Origin of the sequence: Streptomyces sp. NPDC047028 (assembly GCF_040644095.1) — a bacterium.
Taxonomy (GTDB): domain Bacteria; phylum Actinomycetota; class Actinomycetes; order Streptomycetales; family Streptomycetaceae; genus Streptomyces.
In genome coordinates this window covers 120,850-141,255 of record NZ_JBEYVS010000010.1, presented here as the reverse complement: position 1 = coordinate 141,255, position 20,406 = coordinate 120,850, and the positions used below count along the sequence as shown (strand labels likewise).

At 72.9% G+C, this 20,406-nt stretch carries 17 protein-coding genes; 7 read left to right on the top strand and 10 right to left on the bottom strand.

Annotated elements, in window-relative coordinates; genetic code table 11:
- The first annotated feature begins 32 nt into the window (after window positions 1-32).
- Complete coding sequence (locus ABZ854_RS12080) at window positions 33-545, top strand: SRPBCC family protein (RefSeq protein WP_361208319.1); 513 nt, start codon at window positions 33-35, stop codon at window positions 543-545.
- A 36-nt stretch (window positions 546-581) separates the two neighbouring features.
- Here the strand turns inward: ABZ854_RS12080 and ABZ854_RS12075 are convergent, their stop codons facing one another.
- From ABZ854_RS12075 to ABZ854_RS12065, 3 genes are all read right to left on the bottom strand, one after another.
- Window positions 582-1,445 (bottom strand): NmrA/HSCARG family protein, encoded by an 864-nt coding sequence (locus tag ABZ854_RS12075; RefSeq protein ID WP_361208186.1) that lies wholly within the window; start codon window positions 1,443-1,445, stop codon window positions 582-584.
- 115 nt (window positions 1,446-1,560) lie between these two features.
- Complete coding sequence (locus ABZ854_RS12070) at window positions 1,561-3,012, bottom strand: cytosine permease (protein WP_361208183.1); 1,452 nt, start codon at window positions 3,010-3,012, stop codon at window positions 1,561-1,563.
- A gap of 226 nt (window positions 3,013-3,238) precedes the next feature.
- A complete protein-coding gene (locus ABZ854_RS12065) occupies window positions 3,239-5,101 on the bottom strand; it encodes an arabinofuranosidase catalytic domain-containing protein (RefSeq protein ID WP_361208180.1) in 1,863 nt (620 codons plus the stop codon).
- A 330-nt stretch (window positions 5,102-5,431) separates the two neighbouring features.
- Between ABZ854_RS12065 and ABZ854_RS12060 the strand changes: the two genes are divergently transcribed.
- The 3 genes from ABZ854_RS12060 to ABZ854_RS12050 are packed head-to-tail and all read left to right on the top strand — an operon-like array spanning window position 5,432 to window position 9,031.
- Complete coding sequence (locus ABZ854_RS12060; protein ID WP_361208177.1) at window positions 5,432-6,814, top strand: solute carrier family 23 protein; 1,383 nt, start codon at window positions 5,432-5,434, stop codon at window positions 6,812-6,814.
- A gap of 40 nt (window positions 6,815-6,854) precedes the next feature.
- A complete protein-coding gene (locus ABZ854_RS12055; RefSeq protein WP_361208174.1) occupies window positions 6,855-8,324 on the top strand; it encodes an amidohydrolase family protein in 1,470 nt (489 codons plus the stop codon).
- On the top strand, window positions 8,321-9,031 hold the full coding sequence (locus tag ABZ854_RS12050) for a sulfite exporter TauE/SafE family protein (protein ID WP_361208171.1): 711 nt from the start codon (window positions 8,321-8,323) through the stop codon (window positions 9,029-9,031). Before ABZ854_RS12055 ends, ABZ854_RS12050 begins: the two co-directional genes overlap by 4 nt.
- Before the next feature lie 54 nt (window positions 9,032-9,085).
- On the opposite strand, the gene ABZ854_RS12045 is transcribed toward ABZ854_RS12050, so the two are convergent.
- Both ABZ854_RS12045 and ABZ854_RS12040 read right to left on the bottom strand, forming a co-directional pair.
- A complete protein-coding gene (locus ABZ854_RS12045) occupies window positions 9,086-11,716 on the bottom strand; it encodes a SpoIIE family protein phosphatase (RefSeq protein WP_361208168.1) in 2,631 nt (876 codons plus the stop codon).
- 133 nt (window positions 11,717-11,849) lie between these two features.
- A complete protein-coding gene (locus tag ABZ854_RS12040; RefSeq protein ID WP_361208166.1) occupies window positions 11,850-12,950 on the bottom strand; it encodes a LacI family DNA-binding transcriptional regulator in 1,101 nt (366 codons plus the stop codon).
- Between the two features lie 159 nt (window positions 12,951-13,109).
- Here ABZ854_RS12040 and ABZ854_RS12035 point away from each other — a divergent pair, with 159 nt between their 5' ends.
- Window positions 13,110-13,265 (top strand): DUF6131 family protein, encoded by a 156-nt coding sequence (locus tag ABZ854_RS12035; protein WP_361208163.1) that lies wholly within the window; start codon window positions 13,110-13,112, stop codon window positions 13,263-13,265.
- Window positions 13,266-13,291: 26 nt separating this feature from the next.
- Here ABZ854_RS12035 and ABZ854_RS12030 read toward each other — a convergent pair whose 3' ends face one another.
- On the bottom strand, window positions 13,292-14,437 hold the full coding sequence (locus tag ABZ854_RS12030) for an MFS transporter (protein WP_361208316.1): 1,146 nt from the start codon (window positions 14,435-14,437) through the stop codon (window positions 13,292-13,294).
- Between the two features lie 242 nt (window positions 14,438-14,679).
- Between ABZ854_RS12030 and ABZ854_RS12025 the strand changes: the two genes are divergently transcribed.
- Window positions 14,680-15,093, top strand: coding sequence for an SRPBCC family protein (locus ABZ854_RS12025; RefSeq protein ID WP_361208160.1), 414 nt, complete (start codon window positions 14,680-14,682; stop codon window positions 15,091-15,093).
- Window positions 15,094-15,120: 27 nt separating this feature from the next.
- Here ABZ854_RS12025 and glpK read toward each other — a convergent pair whose 3' ends face one another.
- Both glpK and ABZ854_RS12015 read right to left on the bottom strand, forming a co-directional pair.
- Window positions 15,121-16,635, bottom strand: coding sequence for a glycerol kinase GlpK (glpK, locus tag ABZ854_RS12020; protein ID WP_361208157.1), 1,515 nt, complete (start codon window positions 16,633-16,635; stop codon window positions 15,121-15,123).
- 44 nt (window positions 16,636-16,679) lie between these two features.
- The gene (locus ABZ854_RS12015; RefSeq protein WP_361208154.1) at window positions 16,680-17,447 is read right to left on the bottom strand and encodes an IclR family transcriptional regulator; all 768 of its coding nucleotides are present in this window, start codon (window positions 17,445-17,447) and stop codon (window positions 16,680-16,682) included.
- A gap of 242 nt (window positions 17,448-17,689) precedes the next feature.
- Between ABZ854_RS12015 and ABZ854_RS12010 the strand changes: the two genes are divergently transcribed.
- Window positions 17,690-18,115: an ATP-binding protein gene (locus ABZ854_RS12010; protein ID WP_361208152.1), complete on the top strand. Its 426-nt coding sequence runs from the start codon at window positions 17,690-17,692 to the stop codon at window positions 18,113-18,115.
- 29 nt (window positions 18,116-18,144) lie between these two features.
- On the opposite strand, the gene ABZ854_RS12005 is transcribed toward ABZ854_RS12010, so the two are convergent.
- Together ABZ854_RS12005 and ABZ854_RS12000 are read right to left on the bottom strand one after the other, a co-directional pair.
- Window positions 18,145-19,467 carry a PP2C family protein-serine/threonine phosphatase gene (locus tag ABZ854_RS12005; RefSeq protein ID WP_361208149.1) on the bottom strand — a complete coding sequence of 441 codons (1,323 nt, stop codon included), beginning with the start codon at window positions 19,465-19,467 and terminating at the stop codon, window positions 18,145-18,147.
- A 97-nt stretch (window positions 19,468-19,564) separates the two neighbouring features.
- Entirely contained in the window at window positions 19,565-20,323 is a 759-nt protein-coding gene (locus ABZ854_RS12000) for an IclR family transcriptional regulator (RefSeq protein WP_361208146.1), read from the bottom strand.
- Window positions 20,324-20,406 lie beyond the last annotated feature (83 nt).

Below are 20,406 nucleotides of genomic sequence, written 5' to 3'. Positions count from 1 at the left end.
GTAATTCCGTGTTCCCGACGGGAGGCATCGCCGTGGCCCGAGTGTTCACCGTGAGCGGCAGCATCGTCATCGGTGTCTCGCCGGACACCGCCTACCAGGCCGTGAGCCGCCCCGCCGACATGGGCCGCTGGAGCCCGGAGAACCTGGGCACGACACCGAATTCGGCCGCCGGCTCGGCGCCGTTGGGCGCCACGTTCGTCGGTCGCAATGTGCGAGGCAGGTTCCGGTGGGTGACGCTGTGCACGGTCACGGCAGCCGATCCGGGCAGCCGCTTCGCCTTCCGCGTCCACGCGATCGGGATCCGGCGCCCCCGCCTGCGGGCGCCGATCGCCACGTGGGAGTACCGCTTCGAGCCGACCGGCGACGGCGGCACGCGCGTGACGGAGATCTGGACGGACGACCGGCGCGCGTGGCCGGAGTTCGTGGCCAACGCCTTCGACCGGCTCGCGACGTCGGGCCGGACGTTCGCCGTCTTCCAGGCCCGGAACATCGAGACGACCTTGCGCAACCTCAAGCGGGAGCTGGAGCGGGAACACGCCGTCTGAGGCGTACGGCGGACCGGGCCGACCGGGCCGCCCCCGTCAGGCGAGCAGGGTCCGCCAGTCCTGGGCCGCCGCCCAGTCGGCGAAGGAGTGCCAGCCGACCTCTGGGTGGGCCCGGCGCAAGGCGGCGGTGTCGACGTCGAGGCCCGGGCTGGTGAAGTAGGCGAACATCGCCGCCAGGTCGGACGAGTGCGCGCGCACGGCGGCGAGGGGTGTCCGCCGGTGTGTGACGGACCGGCCAGTGGCCCGGGCCAGGATCTGTGCGATCTGCTCGGGTGTCAGCGCGTCGGAGGCGATGTCGATGCGGCGGCCCGTGAACTCGCCCGGGCGCGTGAGGGCCAGGGCGGCGAACGCGCCGATGTCCTCGGCCGGTATCAGGGCCAGGGGTGTCCCGGGTGGCATGGGCCAGCCGAAGACGTCCTCCCGCAGGCCCTCCAGCGTCCAGTGCGAGGACCAGTTGTCCATGAAGGCGGCCGGCGCGATGACCGTCCAGGGAACGCCCGACGCCCGCAGGTGGCGCTCGATCGCGAACTTGCTGTCGTAGTGCGGGATGCCGGTCCGGCGGTCGGCGTGGGCGGCCGAGGTGAACACGATGTGGCCGACCCCGGCGGACACCGCTTCGTCCACCAGGTACCCGCCCTGGCGGACCTCGGCGGAGGTGTCCGCCTCGAACGGTGTCGTCACGGCGAACAGGGCGTCCGCGCCGGTGAGCGCGGCGGCGAGGGACGTACGGTCCTCGAAGTCCGCCCGGTGGACTTCGGCGCCGAGGTCCCGCAGCGCGGTGGCGGCGGATGAGGTGGGGCTGCGGGTCAGGGCGCGCACGCGGTGGCCTGCGGCGAGGAGGGCGCGCGCCGTGGCGCCGCCCTGGGCGCCGGTCGCACCGGCGACAGCGATGACGGACATAAAGGACTCCAACCGGTGAATTAACTGCGTCACGCAGTAGAGTAGCAGCAGTTCACTGCGTCGCGCAGACAATTGCGGGCCCCCGGTGGCCTCCGGACACCTCGCCCTCGTCGGCTCAGGGCTCCTGGTGGTCGTGCGCGGCTCGTTCCAGCGCCTCCGCCTCCTCTTCCGCGAGGCGGGCCTCGGCGGCCACGTCGATCGAGCGGGTCAGCCACCAGTAGAGGACGGCGGAGACGGGCAGCCCGATGAACAGGGAGATGTCGGCTCCGCCGAGCGCCTTGGCCGCGGGGCCCGCGTAGAGGGTGCCGACGGAGAAGAACGGGATCATGGCGGCGAAGCCGGCCAGGTAGGCGATGATGCCGTGCCAGCCCCAACGGCCGTAGATACCACGGGGGTTGAAGATCTCGGCGATGGCGTAGTGGCCGCGGCGCACGACGTAGTAGTCCATCAGGTTCACGGCGGTCCAGGGGATGAACAGGTAGAGCACCAGCAGCAGGAAGTCGTTGAAGTTCGCCAGGAAGTGGGAGGTGGCGGACAGGGCGCCGATCAGGGAGAGCGCGGCGGTGAGGCCGATGGTCAGCAGGCGGGCGCCCAGGGTCGGCCGGATCCGCTTGAAGGAGTCGATGCCGCTGATGAGGGTGAGGGAGCCGCCGTACATGTTCAGCGCGGTGACGGAGACCAGGCCGAGGGCGGCGAACAGCAGCACGATCGCGCCGAACCCGTCGAAGACCTTGTCGCCGGCGGCGTTGATCGAGGTGATCGTCTCGAAGTCCTTGCCCGCCCAGGCCGCGAGCAGGGTGCCCAGCACCATGAGCCAGATGCCGCCGAGGGCGGAGCCGAAGTACGTCCAGTAGAAGGTCTTGCGAACCGTCACGTGCGGCGGCAGGTAACGCGAGTAGTCGGAGACGTAGATGGCCCAGCTGATCTGGTAGCCGGCGACGACGCCGAACTGGGCGAGGAACGGGGTCCACTTGAAGGCGCCGAGGTCGAAGGAGCCCGCCGGGTAGTGCAGGGTGACGAGGACGCCGACGGTGAAGATCCCGAAGATGACCAGGAAGGTGTACGTCAGGAAGCGCTCGGCCTTGTGGATGATGTCGTAGCCGACGAGGGCGATGACGAGCGCGACGGCGGTGACCACGACGACCCACAGTTTGACGCTGCCGTGCAGGGTGGTGTGCAGGGCGTCGGCGGCCAGGATGCTGTTGAAGACGTTGAACCCCGCGTACTGGACGTAGGCGAAGATCCAGACCAGCAGGGCGCCGACGTAGCCGAACTGGGGGCGGGACTGGATCATCTGGGGCAGGCCCAGCTGGGGGCCCTGGGCCGAGTGGAAGGCCATGAAGAAGGTGCCGATGACGGTGCCGGCCACGATCGCGAGGAGCGACCAGACGAGGTTGCCGCCCTCGGTGATGCTGATCAGTCCCACGGCCAGCGTGGCGATCTGCGCGTTGGACATGAACCACAGCGGGCCCAGGTGCCACAGCTTGCCGTGCCGTTCGTCCAGGGGGACGTAGTCGATCGACCGGACTTCCAGGCCGGAGACCCTGGGTTCCGCTGGCTGGTTCATTCCGCCTCCCGAGACCTGTGACGCCTCTGCGGTCACATTCTTCCCCCGCCGGGGCCCGGTGACGAGGAGGAGGACGTGCCTGGTCGGTGGAGGTGCGGGGGGTGATTCGGGGGAGGTGCCGGGGGCGGCGGTCCGGTGGAGGTGCGGGGGGGCGGTGGAGGTGCCGGGGGGGCGGCGCCGTCCGCGTGGCCGGCCGGCGCCGCCCCGTTCCGTTCCGTTCCGTGTGTCAGGTCAGGCCGAACTTCTGGGCCGGTGATCCGTTGCAGTCCCAGATCTGCAGCCGGGTGCCGTCGGTGGTGGCGCCGCTCGGCGAGTCCAGGCAGCGGCCCGACTGCGGGTTCAGCAGCGAACCGTCCGCCTGCCGCACCCACTTCTGACCGCCCACGCCGTTGCAGTCCCACAGTTCGGCCTTCGCCCCGTTCGCCGTCCCGTCGCCGACGACGTCCAGGCAGCGGCCCAGTGTCGTCAGGGAGCCGTCGGAGCGGTGGAACCAGTGCTGGTCGACCGCCCAGGACTGGCAGTCCCACAGCTGGACGGGAGCACTGTTGGTGCCCGTGTCATCGGCCGCCACGTCGACGCACTTGGCTCCGGGGCCGGTGACCGGGGCTCCGCCGTCGACCGAGAACTTCTGGGCCGGTGATCCGTTGCAGTCCCAGATCTGCAGCCGGGTGCCGTTCGCGGTGGCGCCGCTCGGGGAGTCGAGACAGCGGCCCGACTGCGGGTTCAGCAGCGAACCGTCCGCCTGCCGCACCCATTTCTGGCCCCCGACGCCGTTGCAGTCCCACAGCTCGGCCTTCGCCCCGTTCGCCGTCCCGTTGCCCTCGATGTCCAGGCAGCGGCCCAGCGTGATGAGGGAGCCGTCGGGGTTGTGGGTCCAGTGCTGGTCCTCGGCGTAGGACTGGCAGTCCCACAACTGGACGGCGGCGCCGTTGGTGCCGGTGTCGTCGGCGGCGACGTCGACGCACTTGGCTCCGGGGCCGGTGATCGTGCCCTGCGGTCCGTTGGGCACGTTCGTCTCGCCGGAGTAGCCGACGGAGACGATGTTCGCCTGTACGGCGTTCTCGGCGGCGTCGGTCGGGTAGCCCGAGACCATCACGCCCTCGAAGAAGGTGCCCCGGTTCCAGTTGCTGTTGTCGCCGCCGGTGCCGAGGATGATGCCGCCCTCCTGGTGCATGGGCCGGTAGCCGCCGCGGGTGGGCAGGCCGCCGTCCCACCAGGTGGTCAGTGCGCCGGACTGCGAGTTGCCGCCCTTGAGGGCGTACCTGGTCTGTCCGTCGTTCTTCAGCACCGCCGTGACGAAGGGGCTGTTGTTGCCCCGGTTCGCGGCGTTGGAGCCGTTGTCGCCCTGGAACATGCCGTTCTCCATGTCGGCCTCCACCCAGGGACCGGAGCCGGTGCACGGTGCGAAGTAGCAGGTGGTGGCGATGCTGACGGCGTCCATGTGGCCGTTGCCGGTGTCGGCGGGCGTGCGCTCGGCGTTGCCGTAGTCGAAGCAGCAGGCCGAGCCGACGTGGGTGCCGCTGGCGACCATGTAGGCGCCCTCGGCCCGGCCGTCGACGGCCACGCCCGAGGCGACGCCGGTGTAGCGGTAGCCCACGCCGGGCGAGATCCAGACGCCGTAGACCTTGTGGCCTCCCGCGGTGACGGCGATCTCGGAGGCGTCCGCTCCGCGGTCGGCGCCCATGCCGGAGGTTCCGGCGGGGCCTGGCGTGAGGTCGTTGTGCCGGGAGGTCTGGTCGTAGATCTTCGTGATCCGGCAGGTCGTGCCGCCGCAGAAGCGGTCCTGGGCGGCGGCGTCGGCGTAGCCGCCGGGGGCGAGCAGGCCGATGTCGGCGCCGGCGCCGTCCGAGGCCCGCGTGACGCGGTACAGGGGGCCGTCGTAGGCGGCGAACAGGGCGCGCACCGTGCTGTGCGCGGCGACGCAGGGGGTGCCGGCCGTGCCGTAGATGTCGCAGGGCCCGGAGCCGGCCGCCCGCGCAGGTGCGGCCAGGCCGACGAGCGCGGCCAGCAGCAGGGCGAGGGCGGAGAGGGCTGCGGTGGCGCGTCCGCGGGGGCGGGGTGGCCGGGCGGTGGGTCTCGTCGCGTACATGGTCTGCTCCTCGGGCCGGGGGTGGCGGGGCGTCAACTCGTCGAGGGGTCCGTGCGGTTGGGCGGCGGACCGGTGCCGGTCCGGGCGCGGTGGGGGACGGTGCGGAACGTACGCAGGATGGTGGGTCACGTCAAGATTTGTTGCTTCTGGCTTTTTTGAAGCTTTGGACTTGTCTCGAAGTGTTGCCTCGTGTGGGGCCCGACCCCCTTGACCGCGACCCGCTCCGGGGCTTCATACTGGCGGCCAAATCGATTTGGCCCCATCGTTTTGGCCGCCGTCCACGGCCGGATCGTCGAGGCCTGAGCCGAGCGAGCCGAACGGAGCCCGCGCGTGTCCAGTCCCGTACATCCCGTCCGAGAGTCCAGCCCCACCCCGGTCCATCCCGTCGACGAGTCCCGCCCGGTCGGGCGGATCCTGCTCTTCGGCGTTCAGCACGTCCTCGTCATGGCGGCGACCCCGATCTCCGCGATCTTCCTGATGAGCGCCACCCTGCGGCTGAGCCCCGGGCTCACCGTCGACCTGCTCTCCGCGGCCCTGCTGCTGTCGGGGGTCGGATCGCTCATCCAGTCCCTGGGGCCCTGGAAGTTCGGGCCCAGACTGCCGTTCGTGATGCTGCCCGGCGGCGCCCCGCTGATCCTGTTCCTGTCGATCGCCCAGGCGCACGGCCTGCCCACGGCCACCGGGGCGGTGCTCCTCACCGCCGCGTTCACCTTCGTCGTCCTGCCGCTGTTCGCGCGGCTGCTGAGGTTCTTCCCGCCCCTCGTGATCGGCACGATGATCGTGATCGTCGGGGTCAACCTCGTGAAGGTCGGGGCGCTGCTCGTCACCGGTCAGCCCGGCACCCCCGGCTTCGCCGACCCCGGCGCGCTCGGGCTCGCCTTCGCCACGATCGGCCTGATCGTCGTCTTCACCCGGCTGCTGCGCGGGGTGCTGCGGCAACTGGCCGTGCTGCTCGGGCTGGTGGCGGGCACAGTCCTGGCCTTCGCCCTCGGCCAGGTCCACCTGGGCTCGCTCACCTCGGGGCAACTGGTCGGCCTGCCCCGGCCGTTGCCCTTCGGTGCGCCCGTCTTCGACGTCCTCGCCGCGCTGCCGCTGATGCTGTACAGCCTGGCGTCCATGGCGGAGGCGACCGGTCAGACCGTCATCAACGCCGAGGCCGTGGGCAAGAAGATCGACATCCGCAAGGACGTGCCGCGCACGGTGCGCGGTGACGCGCTGACCTCCCTGCTGGGCGGCTTCCTCGGGCTGCCGCTGATGGTCACCAGCGGGGAGAACATCGGCATCGTCCGCGTCACCGGCGTGCGCAGCCGGTACGTCACGGCGGCGGCGGGCCTGGTCCTCGTCGTGCTCGGCTTCCTCACCCCCGTCGCGCGGGCCATCACCGTGATGCCGCCGGCGGTCGTCGGGGGCGCCGCGATGGTCGTCTTCGCGGTGATCACCGTGCTGGGCGTGCAGATGCTGCAGCGGGCCCGGCTGGAGGACCACACGTCGATGGTCACCTGTGCCGTCGCGCTCGCCCTGGGCCTCCTGCCCATCCTCGTTCCCGGCGTGTACGACGGGTTCCCGTCCGGCGCGCGGATCCTGCTGGGCAGCGGGGTCGCCGTGGGCGCCTTCACCGCCGCCCTCCTCAACATCGTCTTCCACCATCTGGGCCGCCGCCGGGACGAAACCGTCCTGCCGGCCGAGGCGCCCGGCGCGGCCGCGCGGGTCTGAGCCACTCCCCCGCCGCCCCCATCCCGATCAACGGAGAACCATGAGCGACCTGACCCCCGACCTGCTCAGCCACGCGGAGCTGCTGCTGGTCCCAGACGTGACACTGACCCCGGACGGCCCCGTGGCCGGGCACGCGGTGGTGGTGCGCGACGGCGTCTTCGCCGACGCCGGCCCGGCCGAGCGGATCGTCCGCGCGTACCCGGCGCTGACACCGATCAGGCTGCCGCACCATGTGCTGATGCCCGGCTTCGTCGACACCCACCACCATCTGACGCAGAGCTTCGGCGGCTCGCTGGCCTTCGGGGAGCCCTCGGAGATCTTCCGCCGGGTGTGGGTGCCGCTGGAGGGCGCGCTGGACGAGGAATCGGCGTACGTGGCGGCGAAGTTGGCGGCGCTGGAGTCGCTGCGCGGCGGGTTCACCACGGTCGCCGAGGCGGGCACGCGCGCCGCGGTCGACGCCGACGTCTTGGCGTCGGCGGCTCGGGACGCGGGCATCCGCTGTGTCCTCGGCCTCGTCTGCAACGACACCTCGGACGGCACCGGCCCGGACGCCGATCCGGGCGCCGTGCTCGCCGCCGCCGAGAAGCATCTGGCCCGCTACGCGAGCGACGACCTGGTGCACCCCTCCCTCGCCGTGTCCGTGCCGGAGGCCGCGACCGCGCAGACGCTGGCCGCGACGGCACGGCTCGCCGCCGAGGCGGGAGCGGTCGTGCAGATCCACGTCAACGAGCACCTCGTCGCCGTCGAGCGGTCCCTCGTCCGGCATGGGCTGCGGCCGCTGGAGTACCTGCGTCATGTGGGCGCCCTGGGGCCGCAGTTGCTGGCCGCGCACGCCACGCTGCTCACCGCGTCGGAGATCAGTCTGCTCGCCGACAGCGGTACGGCGGTGAGCTATAACCCGGTCGCCAGCGCCTGGAAGGGCAACGCGGTCGCACCGGCCACCGTGTTCGCCGAGCGCGGCATCCGGTTCGGGCTGGGCACCGACGGCACCCGCGGGGACGGCTTCCGCCTCGCGGACGCCGCCGAGTTCGCGCAGCGGCTCACCTACGGCCTGGCCGCCGGGGACTCCTCCTGCGGGGCCGGCTGGACCTGGCTGGACCGGGCCGCCGCGGGCGGTGCCGACGCGGCCGGGCTCGGCCGGCTCACCGGGCGGATCGCGGCCGGCGCCGCCGCCGACTTCCTGCTCGCGGACATCGGCGGACCCGAGATGCAGCCGTCCTGGGACCTGCCGTGGGAACTGACCCGCCGGGGCAACCGGGACCAGCTCACCGCCGTGTTCGTCGCCGGGCGGCTGAGGTTGTGGCGGGGCGGACCGGTGGGCTGGGACGGTGCGGCGCTGGTGCGGCGCGCCGCCGAGCTGGCGCCCCGGGTGGTACGGCGTGCCGGGGTGACCCGGGCGCATCCGACGTCGGTGGTGGCACGGGAGCGCGCGGCGACGCAGGGGCCGGCGCCGCAGCGCGGGCGGGACGCCGGTACGGCGGCTGCCGGGACCCGGAGTGGTCGGCGATGAGCGGGGACGCGCTGGCCGTGCTGGCCGTGACCGTGGCGGTGGCCGCGTTCGTGCAGGGCACCAGCGGGCTGGGGTTCGCGCTGATCGTGGCGCCGGTCGCCGGGCTGCTCGACCCGGGGCTGCTGCCGGTGTTCGTCCTGACCGCGATGATCCCGCTCAATCTGTACGTCGCCTGGCGGGAGCGGCGCAGCCTCGATGTGCGCGGCGCGGGCTGGATCACGGTGGCACGGCTGACGGCGACGCCGGCGGGGCTGGCCCTGCTGTGGATCGTCCCGGAGGGGCGGCTCGGCGTCCTCGTGGGCGTGTCGACCGTGCTGGCGGCGGTGGTCAGCCTCTTCATGCCGTCGTTCGTGCCGGGGCGTGCCGCCTATCTGGGCGCGGGTGTGGTCACGGGGCTGAGCGAGACGGCGACCGGGGTGGGCGGGCCGCCGCTGGCCCTCGTCTACCAGCACCGGCCGCCGGGTGAGCTGCGGGCCACCGTGGCGGTGTGCTTCCTCGTCGGTGAAGTCGCCTCGCTGGCGCTGCTGTTCGCGACCGGGCGGGGGCATGCGGGGGACATGGGGCGGGCGGTGCTGCTGCTGCCCGCGCTGGCGGCCGGGGCCTGGTTGAGCCGGCTGGTGCACACGCGGGTCGACGCGCGGAAGATGCGGGGCTTCGTGCTGGTGTTCGCGCTGGTGTCGGGGGTGGTGCTGATGGCCGGGGGCTGAGGCACGGCGCTGCCACCCACCAGTCGGCGTCACCGGCCTGTCCGGTCGGCACACCTAGAGCAGGGGGGTCGGGCGGAGGGCGAGTATGGCGATGTCGTCGGCGTTGTCGGCGCCCAGGCCGATGAGAAGTTCGTCGCAGAAGGTGTCGAGCGGTTCGCGGGCCAGGGCGGCGGTGCGCCGACTGAGGGTGGACATGGTCTGGTCGAGGGGTTCGTCGCGTCGTTCGATCAGACCGTCGGTGTAGAGCAGGACGGTTGCGTGGGGAGGCACCCAGACGCGAGCCGAAGGACGGGCGGCGCAGGGGTCCATACCGAGGAGCAGGCCCATGCCGTCCTGGAGATAGCGTGTGGTGCCGTCGGGCATCGTGAGGAGGGGCGGCAGGTGCCCGGCGGATGCGTACTCCAGTTCCCACGGGCCCCGCGCCGGGCCCCTGATGAGACCGTAGATGCAGGTGGCGGTGGCTTCCTGACCCAGTGTGTGGTTCGCGAGGTCAAGGCGGCGCAGGACTTCCGCGGGGGGTTCCTGACGGTCGGCCGCGATGCCGCGGAGCATGTTCCGCAGCTGGCCCATGGTGACGGCGGCCGTCAGGTCATGGCCGGCGACGTCGCCGATGACCAGGACGGTCTCGCCGCCGGGGAGAATGAAGCTGTCGTACCAGTCGCCGCCGACCTCGGCGGTGGCGGAGGAGGGTGCGTAGCGGGCGGCCAGTTGCAGATGGTCGCTCCGGGGCAGGTCGGGCAGGAGCGAACGCTGGAGGCGCTCGGCGATGTGCTGGGTCTCCTGGTGCAGACGGGCATTGTCCACCGCCAGGGCGAGTCCCTTGACCAGGTCGGACACCTGGGCGAGATCGCCGACGTTGAAAGGGGGTTGTCCGCTGACGCGGGCGAGGGTCAACGCCCCGAGGATGGTACGGCGCACCCGCAGCGGGGCGACGACGGCACTGTCCGCCTGCAGGACCTCGAACAGTTCGAAGTGCCGTGATTCCAGGGCTGTTGTGGCCTGGGCCGGCCATGGAATCTCGGTGAGCAGGAGTGGTCCCGCCCCACGCAGTACCCGGGCCAGGGGCCCTCGCGCGGCATCGGTCAGAGGCGGGAGCACACCTTCGTAGACCGCGGGAGTAAGCGCCTGTGGCCGGCGGTGAACGACGCAGGCGCGGTTCACGTGATGGTGTTCGTCCAGCAGGTCCACCGCGCACCACTGCGCCAGTTGCCGGGTCAGTCTCCGGCCCACGCGTCGCAGCCCTTCCTCGAGCGTGGGCGCGGTGGTCAGCGCGCTCGTGGTGTCGACCAGCAAGGACGACCACGCCGGTGCCGGCATCTCGCTGGGCTCGGCAATCCCCGTGGGGGCGGTTTCGGCGGGGCGAGGGCGCTCCTCCCGCCCGTGCCTGGTCGCGGGTGCTGATTCGGCGCCGGAAGGGGAGGTCATGAATGCGGACGTACGTGGGATGAGCTGGGCGACGAACACGGTGCGGCCGTCGGCCGCCTCCTGGGTCTGGATGAACAGGCGGACCGGCACGAGCCGGCCGTCGCGGTGGAGCGCGGGCAGAGGCACGGAACGGCCCAGGATGTGCGGCTCGCCGGTCAGCAGCAGGCGGCTGAACGATGCCACGTGACGTTCCCGGAGATGTTCGGGGATCAAGGCGGTGAGGCGTCGGCCGATCAGCTCCTCCACCGGCCAGCCGAGCAGATTCGCCACCGGTTCGTTCGCCGCGACGATCCGGTTGGCGTCGTCGGCCGCGATGGTCGGGATCCTGCTGGTCCGCACATCCCCGGCCTGCCATGCCGCCAGCTCCGCGGGCCGGGCGCTCGGCTCACGGGGCACCAGCGTCCACGCGTTGGGGTGCTCCCCCGCGAGCTGGCCGGTGATCTCGTCCAGCAGCCAGTCACGGAAGGCGCGGAACTGCGGCAGGGCCGGCCGAGTGAGCAGGTCGGCCTGCCGCGCCGCCCGTTCGGCCGCGTCGAGCACCCGGCGCAGGGTGAGAACGGCCGCTGTGGCATCCGCGGGAAAGGACAGATGCACGGACCGGACATCGGCGGGAGAGGGCTGCTGGGTCAGCGCGGCCGTCACACACGCGCAGATCGCGTTGTTGATGTCGTACGCCGTGGCCAGGTCCTCGGCACGGATGCCCCACCGGTCCCCGACGGACGTGGACAGAACGAGCTCACGCAGCAGGGCGTTTTGGTGTTCCTGGGATGCCGCGTGCAGGACGCACGGCAGGTCGACCAGCGTCACGTTGTCAGCCGGGCCGCACAGAGGCGAGGTCGTCGCGTGCCATCCCGGTGACGGCGGTGGCGGTCCGTCGGGCCACAGCTCGAACCAGACGGTCTTGCGGCCCTCGTCGTACTCGGCGCCGTAGCGGGAGGCCAGCCGCTCCACCATCGACAGCCCCCAGCCGGTGCTGGTGTACACGTGACCGAGCTGCGGCACCAGAGCGCGGTCCGGTCGGCCGTCACCGATCCGCACGTGAACCGCGGTCCCCGTCGCCCAGGCCTGGACCTCGATGCCGGTGCGCGCGTGCAGCAGCGCATTGGTCACCAGTTCGCTGGCGAGGAGCTCGGCGGTGTCCACCGCGTCCGCGGCAGCGCCCGCCACCGCTTCCCGTACGAACCGCCGCGCCGCCGTCGCGCTGTCGGGCCGGGGAGCGAATTCCCTCGACGGCGCCCCCGGCGGCGGGTTGATGGCCATACTCCCAGTGTGGGGCATGCCACCGCGACGTGTCTTCGCACGCTCGCCCGGTCGGGGGGCGAGCGCCGCCGAGCCCCTTCTCCGTCAGACCACTTGGCAGTGCCGCCGACCGCACCGCTGTCGCGGCCGTATGTCAGCCCTGGCCGGCGGTCGCTCCCTGTTCCGGGGCCGTTGTGGCCCCCGGCTGCGCACCGCGCCAGGACGAAGCCCGGGGTACGAGTCGCGGGACGGACGCGGACGTGTCGCGGTGCGTTCCGGTCGCGGCACCGGCGGGCGGCGGGGTGCCGAGGCGGGTCAGGAGGAGTTCCACCGCGTCGCCGGCTGCCCGGTCCAGGCGCAGGTCGACCGCGGTGAGCGGGGGTTCGCAGGTACGGGCGCGCAGCCCGTCGTAGCGGGTGACGACCATGACGTCGTCGGGGATGCGGCGGCCCGCCTCCCGCAGCGCCCGGACCGCGCCGACGGCGAAGGCGTCGACGAGGACGCACAGCGCGTCGATCCGGGGGTGCTCCGCGAGCAGTTCGGCGCAGCGGTCGTGCCCGGCCTGTTCTCCGCCGTCCTCCGGCACGGCGGCGACGATCGGCGTCCAGCCGTGGGCGCGGGCCGCCCGTTCGTAGGCGGCGCGGGCGTCGAGGGAGGAGTGGCGGGTGCCGGCGCCGACCATGAGGGCGGGGCACCGGGCGCCCTGGGCGTGCAGGTGGTCCAGGAGCAGTTCGGCGACCGGGCCGCCGTGCAGGTCGACGTAGGGGGCGTCGTCGCCGGCCGCGGTGGGCCGGCCGAGGGTGACATACGGCAGTCCGCGTTCGCGGAGTTGGGCGACGGCGGCGTCGTCGGCCTCGGGCTCGACGACGATCGCGCCGTCGATGTCCACGGAGTACAGCGCGGACCCGGACTGCACGGGCGGGATCAGGACGAGCGCGTAGTCGTGGACGAGGGCGCGTTCGGCCGCGGCGGCGGCGACCTCCATGTAGAAGCCGAGCCGGGAGGGGCCACCGGCGACCGCGAAGGGCATCGAGGAGACCAGCGCGATCGCCCTGGCCTCGCCCCGGCGCAGGCGCTGGGCGCGCAGGTTGGGCCGGTAGCCGAGTTCGGCGGCGACCGCCTTGATCCGTTCGCGGGTGCGGGGGTCGACCTTGCCGATGCCGTTGAGGGCGTGGGACACGGTCGTCCGGGAGACCGACGCAGCCTCGGCGACGTCGGCGATGGTGGGCCGGCGGGCGCCGCGGGACGTGGTCATGCGCCCATCTTCCCAACTCGCCTCCCCCGGGACCAGAGACCCCCCTCCGCGGGCTCGCGCCGGACCGGGGGAAAGTTTCGCGGACCCGGGTGAGATGACGGCGCCGGATCGGGGCATCCGGAAGGGCAGGGGGGCAGGGCCAACGGCTGGAGGCACGTCATGATCGCCCTCGGAGTCATCCTTCTCATCATCGGATTCATCACGGGCATAGCGATCCTGTGGACCATCGGCATCATCCTGGTGGTGATCGGCGCCGTGTTCTGGATCCTGGGGTCCATGGGGCACGCGATCGCCGGCCGCAGGCACTATTGGTGACCGGAACACCCGACCGCTCCTCGTGACTACGAAGGGCTCGTGCCCTCGCCCAGGGCGCGGGGCGGGTGACGGCCGACGCGCAGGCCGACAGCCGCGACGAGCAGGACCGCGCAGCAGGTGAAGACCATGCCTGCGGTGCGCACGCCCAGCGTCACGGCCAGCGCGCCGACCCCGACGACCGGCAGCGAGATGCCCAGGTAGGCGACGACGAAGAACGCGGAGATGGTGGCGCCGCGGCGCTCGGCGGGTGCGGCGGAGCCGACCGCGGTGAGTCCGGCCCGGAAGGCCATGCCCTGTCCCACGCCTCCGGCGACCGCGCCGAGCAGCAGCAGGGGGAAGGACTTCAGCAGCAGCGAGGCCCCGACGAGGAGCAGTCCGGCGACGAGGACGCCGCAGCCGCGGGGCAGGGCACTGCGCGCGCCGAGCCTGCCCATGAGCAGCTGGCCGCAGGTCGAGGCGCAGAACACGCAGAAGACGACGGCGCCCGTCACCGCCAGGTTGTGCTCGCCGAGGGTCTGGGCGAGGAAGGCGGGCGCCACCGCGGTGAACAGGCCGAGCAGGGAGAAGCCGGCGAAAGCGGCCAGCGCGCAGGGGCCGAACACCCCGCTCACCTCGGGCGGAACGGTCATGCCCTGGGGGCGCAGCGGGGGCCGCGGGCCCGTGTGGTGCACGGTCTCGGTGGCCAGACAGGTGACCAGGAAGGCGACGGCCAGCAGGGTGAGGTGGACGAGGAAGGGCAGCACGAGGGGCTCGGGCGCGTACTCGGCGAGGAAGCCGGCCAGCAGCGGGCCGAGCCCGAGGCCGCCCATGTTGGCCGCGGTCGCCGCGAACGCGGCGCGTGCCCGGCGTCCGGGTGGCGCGAGGTCGAGGACGGCCGCCGTGCCGGTGCCGCTGAACAGGCCCGCCGAGAAGCCGGACAGCACCCGGCCGGCGTAGAGCAGGGGCAGTCCGCCCTCGAACAGGAAGCAGACCGCGCTGAGCGCCGACAGGCCGAGGGCGCCCATCAGGACGGGGCGCCGCCCCAGGACGTCGGAGAAGCCGCCGGCGACGAGGAGGGCGGCGATGACGCCGACCGCGTACACGGCGAAGACCACCGTGACGATCAGTTCGGAGAACCCGATCTGCTGCCTGTACAACCCGTACAGCGGTGTCGGCAGGGTGGTGCCGAGCATCCCGACGGCGAAGACGCCCGCGACGGCCTTGTATCCCGGGCGGCGGCGCTGCGGGCCGGGCCCCGCGTCGGTGCTCATCGGGCCACCTTAGGCCGGAAGCCGGCGGTGGTCCGGCAGGGGCGGGGGCGCTCCGTGTCCGTTTCCGCTGTTCCGGCGATCCGTGGTCCGGGGGGCTTTTCGGGCGGGACGGACGGGGCACGCGGGCGGGGTACGGACCGACGACTTCCAGGGTGGTGCCAGCGATGTCCGAGTACGAGCGTTCCCGCACGATGCCCGCGCAGCCCGAGCAGGTCTTCGACCAGGCGGCCAATCTGGGCCAGCTCGACGCCTGGCTGCCGGACGAGCTGCATGTGCGGGTGGACGACCCGCCCGCCGTCACCGTGCACGAGGACCGCGCCGGCCAGGACACGGCCGCCCTCGTGCGGGCCGAGGGCGAGCAGATGCGCCTGGAGTGGGGGACCCGCGAGCAGGGCGCCTACGCCGGCTGGCTGCAGGTCGCCGGGATCGGCAGCGGCGCCAGCGAGGTGACGGTGCACCTGTCGTTCTTCGAGGACAGCCACGACCCCGGTGAACAGACGGTCGGTGACGCGCTCGAAGGCAGTCTGCGGCGTCTGGAGGAGCAGGTGCGGCTCCGCGTGGACAACACTGCGGGCTGAGCCCCCGCCGCACCGGTCCCGGTGCGGTCAGGGGGGTGCCGGTGGTCTGATCCAGTCCAGGGAGCGCTCCACGGCCCGGCGCCAGTTGTCGTACTCCGTCTCCCGGTGCCCGGGGTCCATGGCGGGCAGCCACTGGGCGGCCCGGTGCCAGTTGCCGCGCAGGACCTCCAGGTCGGACCAGTAGCCGGCGGCGAGCCCGGCGGCGTAGGCGGCGCCCAGGGAGACGGTCTCGGCGACCATGGGACGGACCACGGGGACGTCGAGGACGTCGGCGACGTACTGCATCAGCAGGTTGTCGGCGGTCATCCCGCCGTCCACCTTGAGCCGGCTCAGCGGTACGGCGGAGTCGGCGTTCATGGCGTCGACGACCTCCCTGGTCTGCCAGGCGGTGGCCTCCAGGACGGCGCGCGCGAGGTGCCCCTTGGTGATGTAGGAGGTCAGGCCGACGATGACGCCGCGTGCGTCGCTGCGCCAGCGGGGGGCGAAGAGCCCGGAGAAGGCGGGGACGATGTAGCAGCCGCCGTTGTCGTCGACGGTGCGGGCGAGGGTCTCGATCTCGGGGGCGCTGCAGATCAGGCCGAGGCGGTCGCGGAACCACTGGACCAGGGAGCCGGTGACGGCGATGGAGCCCTCCAGGGCGTAGACGGGGGCCCGGTCACCGATCTTGTAGGCGACGGTGGTGAGGAGCCCGTGCCGGGAGCGGACGACGTCGGTGCCGGTGTTGAGCAGCAGGAAGCTGCCCGTGCCGTAGGTGCATTTCGCCTCGCCCGGCGAGAAGCAGGTCTGGCCGAAGAGGGCGGCCTGCTGGTCGCCGAGGGCGGCGGTGACGCGGACGCCGGGCAGGAGGGTGCGGGCGGTGCCGTAGACCTCGGCGGAGGATCTGATCTCGGGGAGCATCGGGCGGGGCACGCCGAAGAAGGCGAGGAGTTCCTCGTCCCAGGTCAGGGTGTGGATGTTCATCAGCATGGTGCGGGAGGCGTTGGTGGCGTCGGTGAGGTGCAGGCCGCCGTGGGCGCCGCCGGTGAGGTTCCAGATCAGCCAGGTCTCCATCGTGCCGAACAGCACGTCGCCGTCGCGGGCGCGCTGGTGGAGGCCCTTGACGTGGTCGAAGAGCCAGCGCAGCCGCAGGGCCGAGAAGTAGGTGGAGGGTGGCAGCCCGCAGCGTTCGAGGAAGAAGGCGTCCCCGGGGTCGCGGGCGAGTTCGTCCACGAGGGGCGCGGTGCGGGTGTCCTGCCAGACGACGGCGCGGCCGAGCGGGGCGCCGGTGTGCCGGTCCCACAGGACGGTCGTCTCACGCTGGTTGGCCAGGCCGACCGCGGCGATCTCGTCCGCGCGGACGCCGGCGTCGGCGAGTGCCTCGGGTACGACGCGCCGCAGGTTGTGCCAGATCTCGACGGCGTCGTGCTCGACCCAGCCCGGCCGGGGGAAGTGCTGCTGGTGTTCCCGCTGCGCGACGGAGACCAGGCGCCCGCGGTGGTCGAACAGGATGCATCGGGTGGAGTTGGTGCCCTGATCGATGGACATCACATACCGTTCAACCATGATCGGGTCTGCCTTCCGAGGGGACGAGGAGGCGTCGGGAGGGCCTACCAGCGGGCGGCACCGAGGTCTTTGGAGATCGCCCGGGCGGCCTCCCGGATCAGGGTGATCAGGCTCGGCCGGGGGTGCCCCTGGCTGTCGCAGATCCGCTCGACGGCGCCGGAGAGACCGATGGCGCCGACGACGAGGCCGCCGTGTCCCCGGATCGGTGCGGCGAGCCCGGCCTCGCCCATGCTCATCTCCTGGATCTCGGCGGCCCAGCCGAGCTCCCGGACCTCGGCGAGCGCCCGGGTGAGCTGTTCGGCGCTGTCCAGGGTGTGCCGGGTGTAGGTCTCCAGTCCCGCGTCCCGGGCCGGTTCCAGGGCGACGGTGCCGTAGGCGAGGAGGACCTTGCCGAGGGAGGAGGCGTGCAGGGGCAGCAGGGCGCCGACGTCCAGGGTCTGGAAGGTGTCGTCCGGCCGGAACACGTGGTGGACGACGAGGACCTTGCCCTCCAGGGGGGTGCCGAGGCGCACCGCTTCCCCGCTGCGGGCGGCCAGGGCGTCCGCCCAGTTGATGGAGCGGGAGCGCAGTTCGTTGACGTCCAGGTAGCTCGTGCCGAGGTGCAGCAGGGCGGCTCCGAGCTGGTACTTCCCGGTGGCCGCGTCCTGCTCGACGAAGTCCACGTGCTGGAGGGTGCGCAGGATGCCGTGGGCGGTGCCCTTCGCCAGCCCCAGCGAGGCCGCCACCTCGCCGAGTCCGAGCCGGCGCGGCCCGCCCGCGAGCAGGCGCAGGATCGCCGCCGCCCGTTCGATCGACTGGACCGGTCCGGCCATGAGGCGAGCCTATTACCGCCGCGGGCGGTTCGCCCGGCCTGCGCGGACGGTTCGCCCGGCCCTGCCGCGGACGGCCCGCCCGGGGTCCGCGCCCTTCCGCCACGGCAGGGCGGGCAGCGGCGTTCGGTAATGCCGACCGGGGTTCATTGACCGGCCGGGACCGGCTTCCTAACGTGCTCTGCGACTCGGCAACGCGCCGGGCCGGACCACAGGCCCGCGGCGCCGAACCCCCAGGAGAGACCATGGCGGCACAGCTGAACACGCTGTTTCGGGAGGCGTTCCACGAGGTGTGTCCGGTGCCGCCCGTCGCCGGTGCCGTGCCGGCCGTGCGTCGGCGGGTGGGCAGGCTCCTCGCGGAGTGGGACGTGTGCCCGCGGATCGTCGACGACTCGCTGCTGGTGGTGTCGGAGTTGCTCACGAACGCGTTCGTGCACGCCCTGCCGCCGGCGGTGCTTCGGCTGTCGTGGCGTCCCGGTGACGGGGCGGGCACCTTGCGCGTCGAGGTGACGGACGCGGGCTCACTGCGTCCGTCGGGCGCCTCGCCGACGGGGGTGGACCCCGACGAGCACGGCCGGGGCGAGCACATCGTGCGCGCGCTGGCCACGCGCCACGGCATGCGTGTGCACGACGGCGGCGTGACCCGGTGGGCGGACCTCGTCACGGCCTGAGCGTCATGCCGCTGAGCCGGGTGGGCCGGTCAGGTCTGCGGTTCGGGGACGGCAGGTTCCGGGGCGGATTCGCGGGCACCGGATTCGCGTGTGCCGGGTCCCCGGGTGGGGGGTTCGGAGATGGCGGCTTCGTGGACGGTCTGTGCGCGGTCGGCCGTTGAGCCGGGGTCCGAAAGCCCCGGGGCGGTCTCCTCCCCCCTGGTCCGCTGCCGCAGCAGCAGCAGGGCGGCGTCGTCGTGCAGCCGGCCGCCCACGTGCGCGAGCAGCTCGCGGTGGAGCGCGGCGAGGGTGCGGGCCGGCTCGTCGCCGGCGTGACGGGCCACCCCTTCGGCGAGGGGATAGAACTCCCGGGCGTGGTCGCGGGCCTCCGTGACGCCGTCCGTGTAGAGCAGCAGCTGGTCCCCGTCGGCGAAGGGCAGCAGTTCGAGACGCGGGGTCTCGCCGGACAGGGCGCGCAGCCCGAGGGGCGGGGAGGGGTGGGCCGGTTCCACCGCCATGACGCCTCCGTCGGCGGATATCAGCAGCGGCGGCGCGTGTCCGCAGTTGACGACCTCCAGGTGGCCGGGGCCGGGATGGCCGACGACCACGGCGGTGACGAAGTCGTCCGTGCCGAGGTTGCGGGCGAGGCTCCGCTCGATCCGGGCGACGACGGCGAGCAGGTCGGGCTCGTCGTAGGCGGCCTCACGGAAGACACCGAGCACGAGCGCGGCGGTTCCGACGGCCGGCAGCCCCTTGCCGCGGACGTCGCCGACGATCAGCCGGATGCCGTGCGGGGTCGGCACCAGGGCGTAGAGGTCTCCACCGATCCGGGCCTCGGCGGCGGCCGCGCTGTAGTGGACGGCCACCTGGAAGGGGCCGACGGTCTCCGGCACGGGCTTGAGGAGGGCGTGCTGGGCGGCCTCGGCGACGGAGCGGACGGCGGCCAGCACGCGTTCCCGGCGGCTGCGCAGGGCACTGGCCAGTCCGCTCGCCAGCGTCACGGCGACCAGGGCGGACAGCACGGCGGCGAGTTCCCCGCCGGGGATGCCGTCCCGGACGCCCAGTGCCGCCCCGAGCGCCGCGGCGAGGACTCCGACGCACACGACACCGCGCGGCCCGTTGGTGGCGGCCGCCAGCGCGGGCCCGGCCGCCAGCAGCGGCAGCCACATCGTGCCTGCGCCGCCGAGGACGTCGACGAGGACGACGACGCAGACGATGACGACCGGGAGGACGGGGATGCCGGTGGCCAGTTGGGCGGCGCGGTGTCTGTGGGCCGGCGTCCGGTGACCGGCCGCCCCCTCCCCCGCCGTTCGTTGACGGGCCGCGCCCTCGCGGGCATGTCGCGACGGCCCGTGCTGCTGCGCCTGACTCATGTGTACGTCCGCGGTCCTCACGTTGGGGATGCACTCCCGGTATGTCCGTTTCATCCAGGAAACGGGCTGGGCCGGGCCGGTCACAAGGTGAGGGATTTCAGATAGTGAGCGACAGGCTCCTGGTCACACGGCTCGCGGCCGGCAGCAGTCGCCCCCGCACCTCGCCGAGCCGTGAGACGCGTTCCGCGGGCAGGGAGACGCCCAGCGAGCCGAGGGTGTCACCGCTGTAGACGGGCACGGCGACGCACACCGTGCCGAGGGCGTACTCCTCCAGGTCCGTGACGGCCGGGGCCAGCGGGGCCGAGTCGAGCCGGCGCAGCAGTTCGGGCGGGCTGGTGACGGTGCGCGGGGTGAGGTCGGCGAGGTGGTGGCGGGAGAGGTAGTCCCGGCGGGCGTCGTCGTCCAGTTCCCGCAGGACGGACTTGCCGAGAGCGGTGGCGTGTCCGGCGTCCGCGAAGCCGACCCACAGGTCCACGCGGGGCGCCCGGGGGCCGTCCACGATCTCGGCGACCCGGATCTCGCCGTCTTCGTAGAACGTGAGGTAGGCGGCGCCGGCGAGTTCGTCGCGCAGGGCGGCGAGGGCCGGCCGGACGCGGCTGAGGAGCCGCTGGGCGCGGCCGTCGGTGTGCAGGGACTGCAGTTTGTCGCCGAGGACGTAGCCGCCGTCGTCCAGTTTGCGCACGTAGCCGTCGTGGACCAGCGTCCGCAGCAGGTGGTAGGCGGTGGCGAGGGGCAGGCCCGTGTCGCGCGCCAGCTGTTTCGCCGGCGCGCCGTTCTCGTGTGCGCTGACCTCCTCCAGCAGGCGGAGGGCGCGCTGCACGGACGTGATGAGCGTGGGGCTGTCGCGAGCAGCCATGGGACCAGGGTGCGCCGGGCACCGGGCGCGGGCAAGACGGGTCCGCGGCCCGGCGCACGAGCCGGGCCGGTCCGCCGACGCCG

What these genes read in the sequence shown, in the direction of transcription:
- ABZ854_RS12030 (WP_361208316.1), bottom strand. Translation starts at nt 14,437, where the DNA reads ATGCTCGGCACCACCCTGCCGACACCGCTGTACGGGTTGTACAGGCAG.
- ABZ854_RS12065 (WP_361208180.1), bottom strand. Translation starts at nt 5,101, where the DNA reads ATGTACGCGACGAGACCCACCGCCCGGCCACCCCGCCCCCGCGGACGC.
- ABZ854_RS12045 (WP_361208168.1), bottom strand. Translation starts at nt 11,716, where the DNA reads ATGGCCATCAACCCGCCGCCGGGGGCGCCGTCGAGGGAATTCGCTCCC.
- ABZ854_RS12070 (WP_361208183.1), bottom strand. Translation starts at nt 3,012, where the DNA reads ATGAACCAGCCAGCGGAACCCAGGGTCTCCGGCCTGGAAGTCCGGTCG.
- ABZ854_RS12075 (WP_361208186.1), bottom strand. Translation starts at nt 1,445, where the DNA reads ATGTCCGTCATCGCTGTCGCCGGTGCGACCGGCGCCCAGGGCGGCGCC.
- ABZ854_RS12005 (WP_361208149.1), bottom strand. Translation starts at nt 19,467, where the DNA reads ATGAGTCAGGCGCAGCAGCACGGGCCGTCGCGACATGCCCGCGAGGGC.
- ABZ854_RS12050 (WP_361208171.1), top strand. Translation starts at nt 8,321, where the DNA reads ATGAGCGGGGACGCGCTGGCCGTGCTGGCCGTGACCGTGGCGGTGGCC.
- ABZ854_RS12010 (WP_361208152.1), top strand. Translation starts at nt 17,690, where the DNA reads ATGGCGGCACAGCTGAACACGCTGTTTCGGGAGGCGTTCCACGAGGTG.
- ABZ854_RS12040 (WP_361208166.1), bottom strand. Translation starts at nt 12,950, where the DNA reads ATGACCACGTCCCGCGGCGCCCGCCGGCCCACCATCGCCGACGTCGCC.
- ABZ854_RS12025 (WP_361208160.1), top strand. Translation starts at nt 14,680, where the DNA reads ATGTCCGAGTACGAGCGTTCCCGCACGATGCCCGCGCAGCCCGAGCAG.
- glpK (WP_361208157.1), bottom strand. Translation starts at nt 16,635, where the DNA reads ATGGTTGAACGGTATGTGATGTCCATCGATCAGGGCACCAACTCCACC.
- ABZ854_RS12000 (WP_361208146.1), bottom strand. Translation starts at nt 20,323, where the DNA reads ATGGCTGCTCGCGACAGCCCCACGCTCATCACGTCCGTGCAGCGCGCC.
- ABZ854_RS12035 (WP_361208163.1), top strand. Translation starts at nt 13,110, where the DNA reads ATGATCGCCCTCGGAGTCATCCTTCTCATCATCGGATTCATCACGGGC.
- ABZ854_RS12055 (WP_361208174.1), top strand. Translation starts at nt 6,855, where the DNA reads ATGAGCGACCTGACCCCCGACCTGCTCAGCCACGCGGAGCTGCTGCTG.
- ABZ854_RS12015 (WP_361208154.1), bottom strand. Translation starts at nt 17,447, where the DNA reads ATGGCCGGACCGGTCCAGTCGATCGAACGGGCGGCGGCGATCCTGCGC.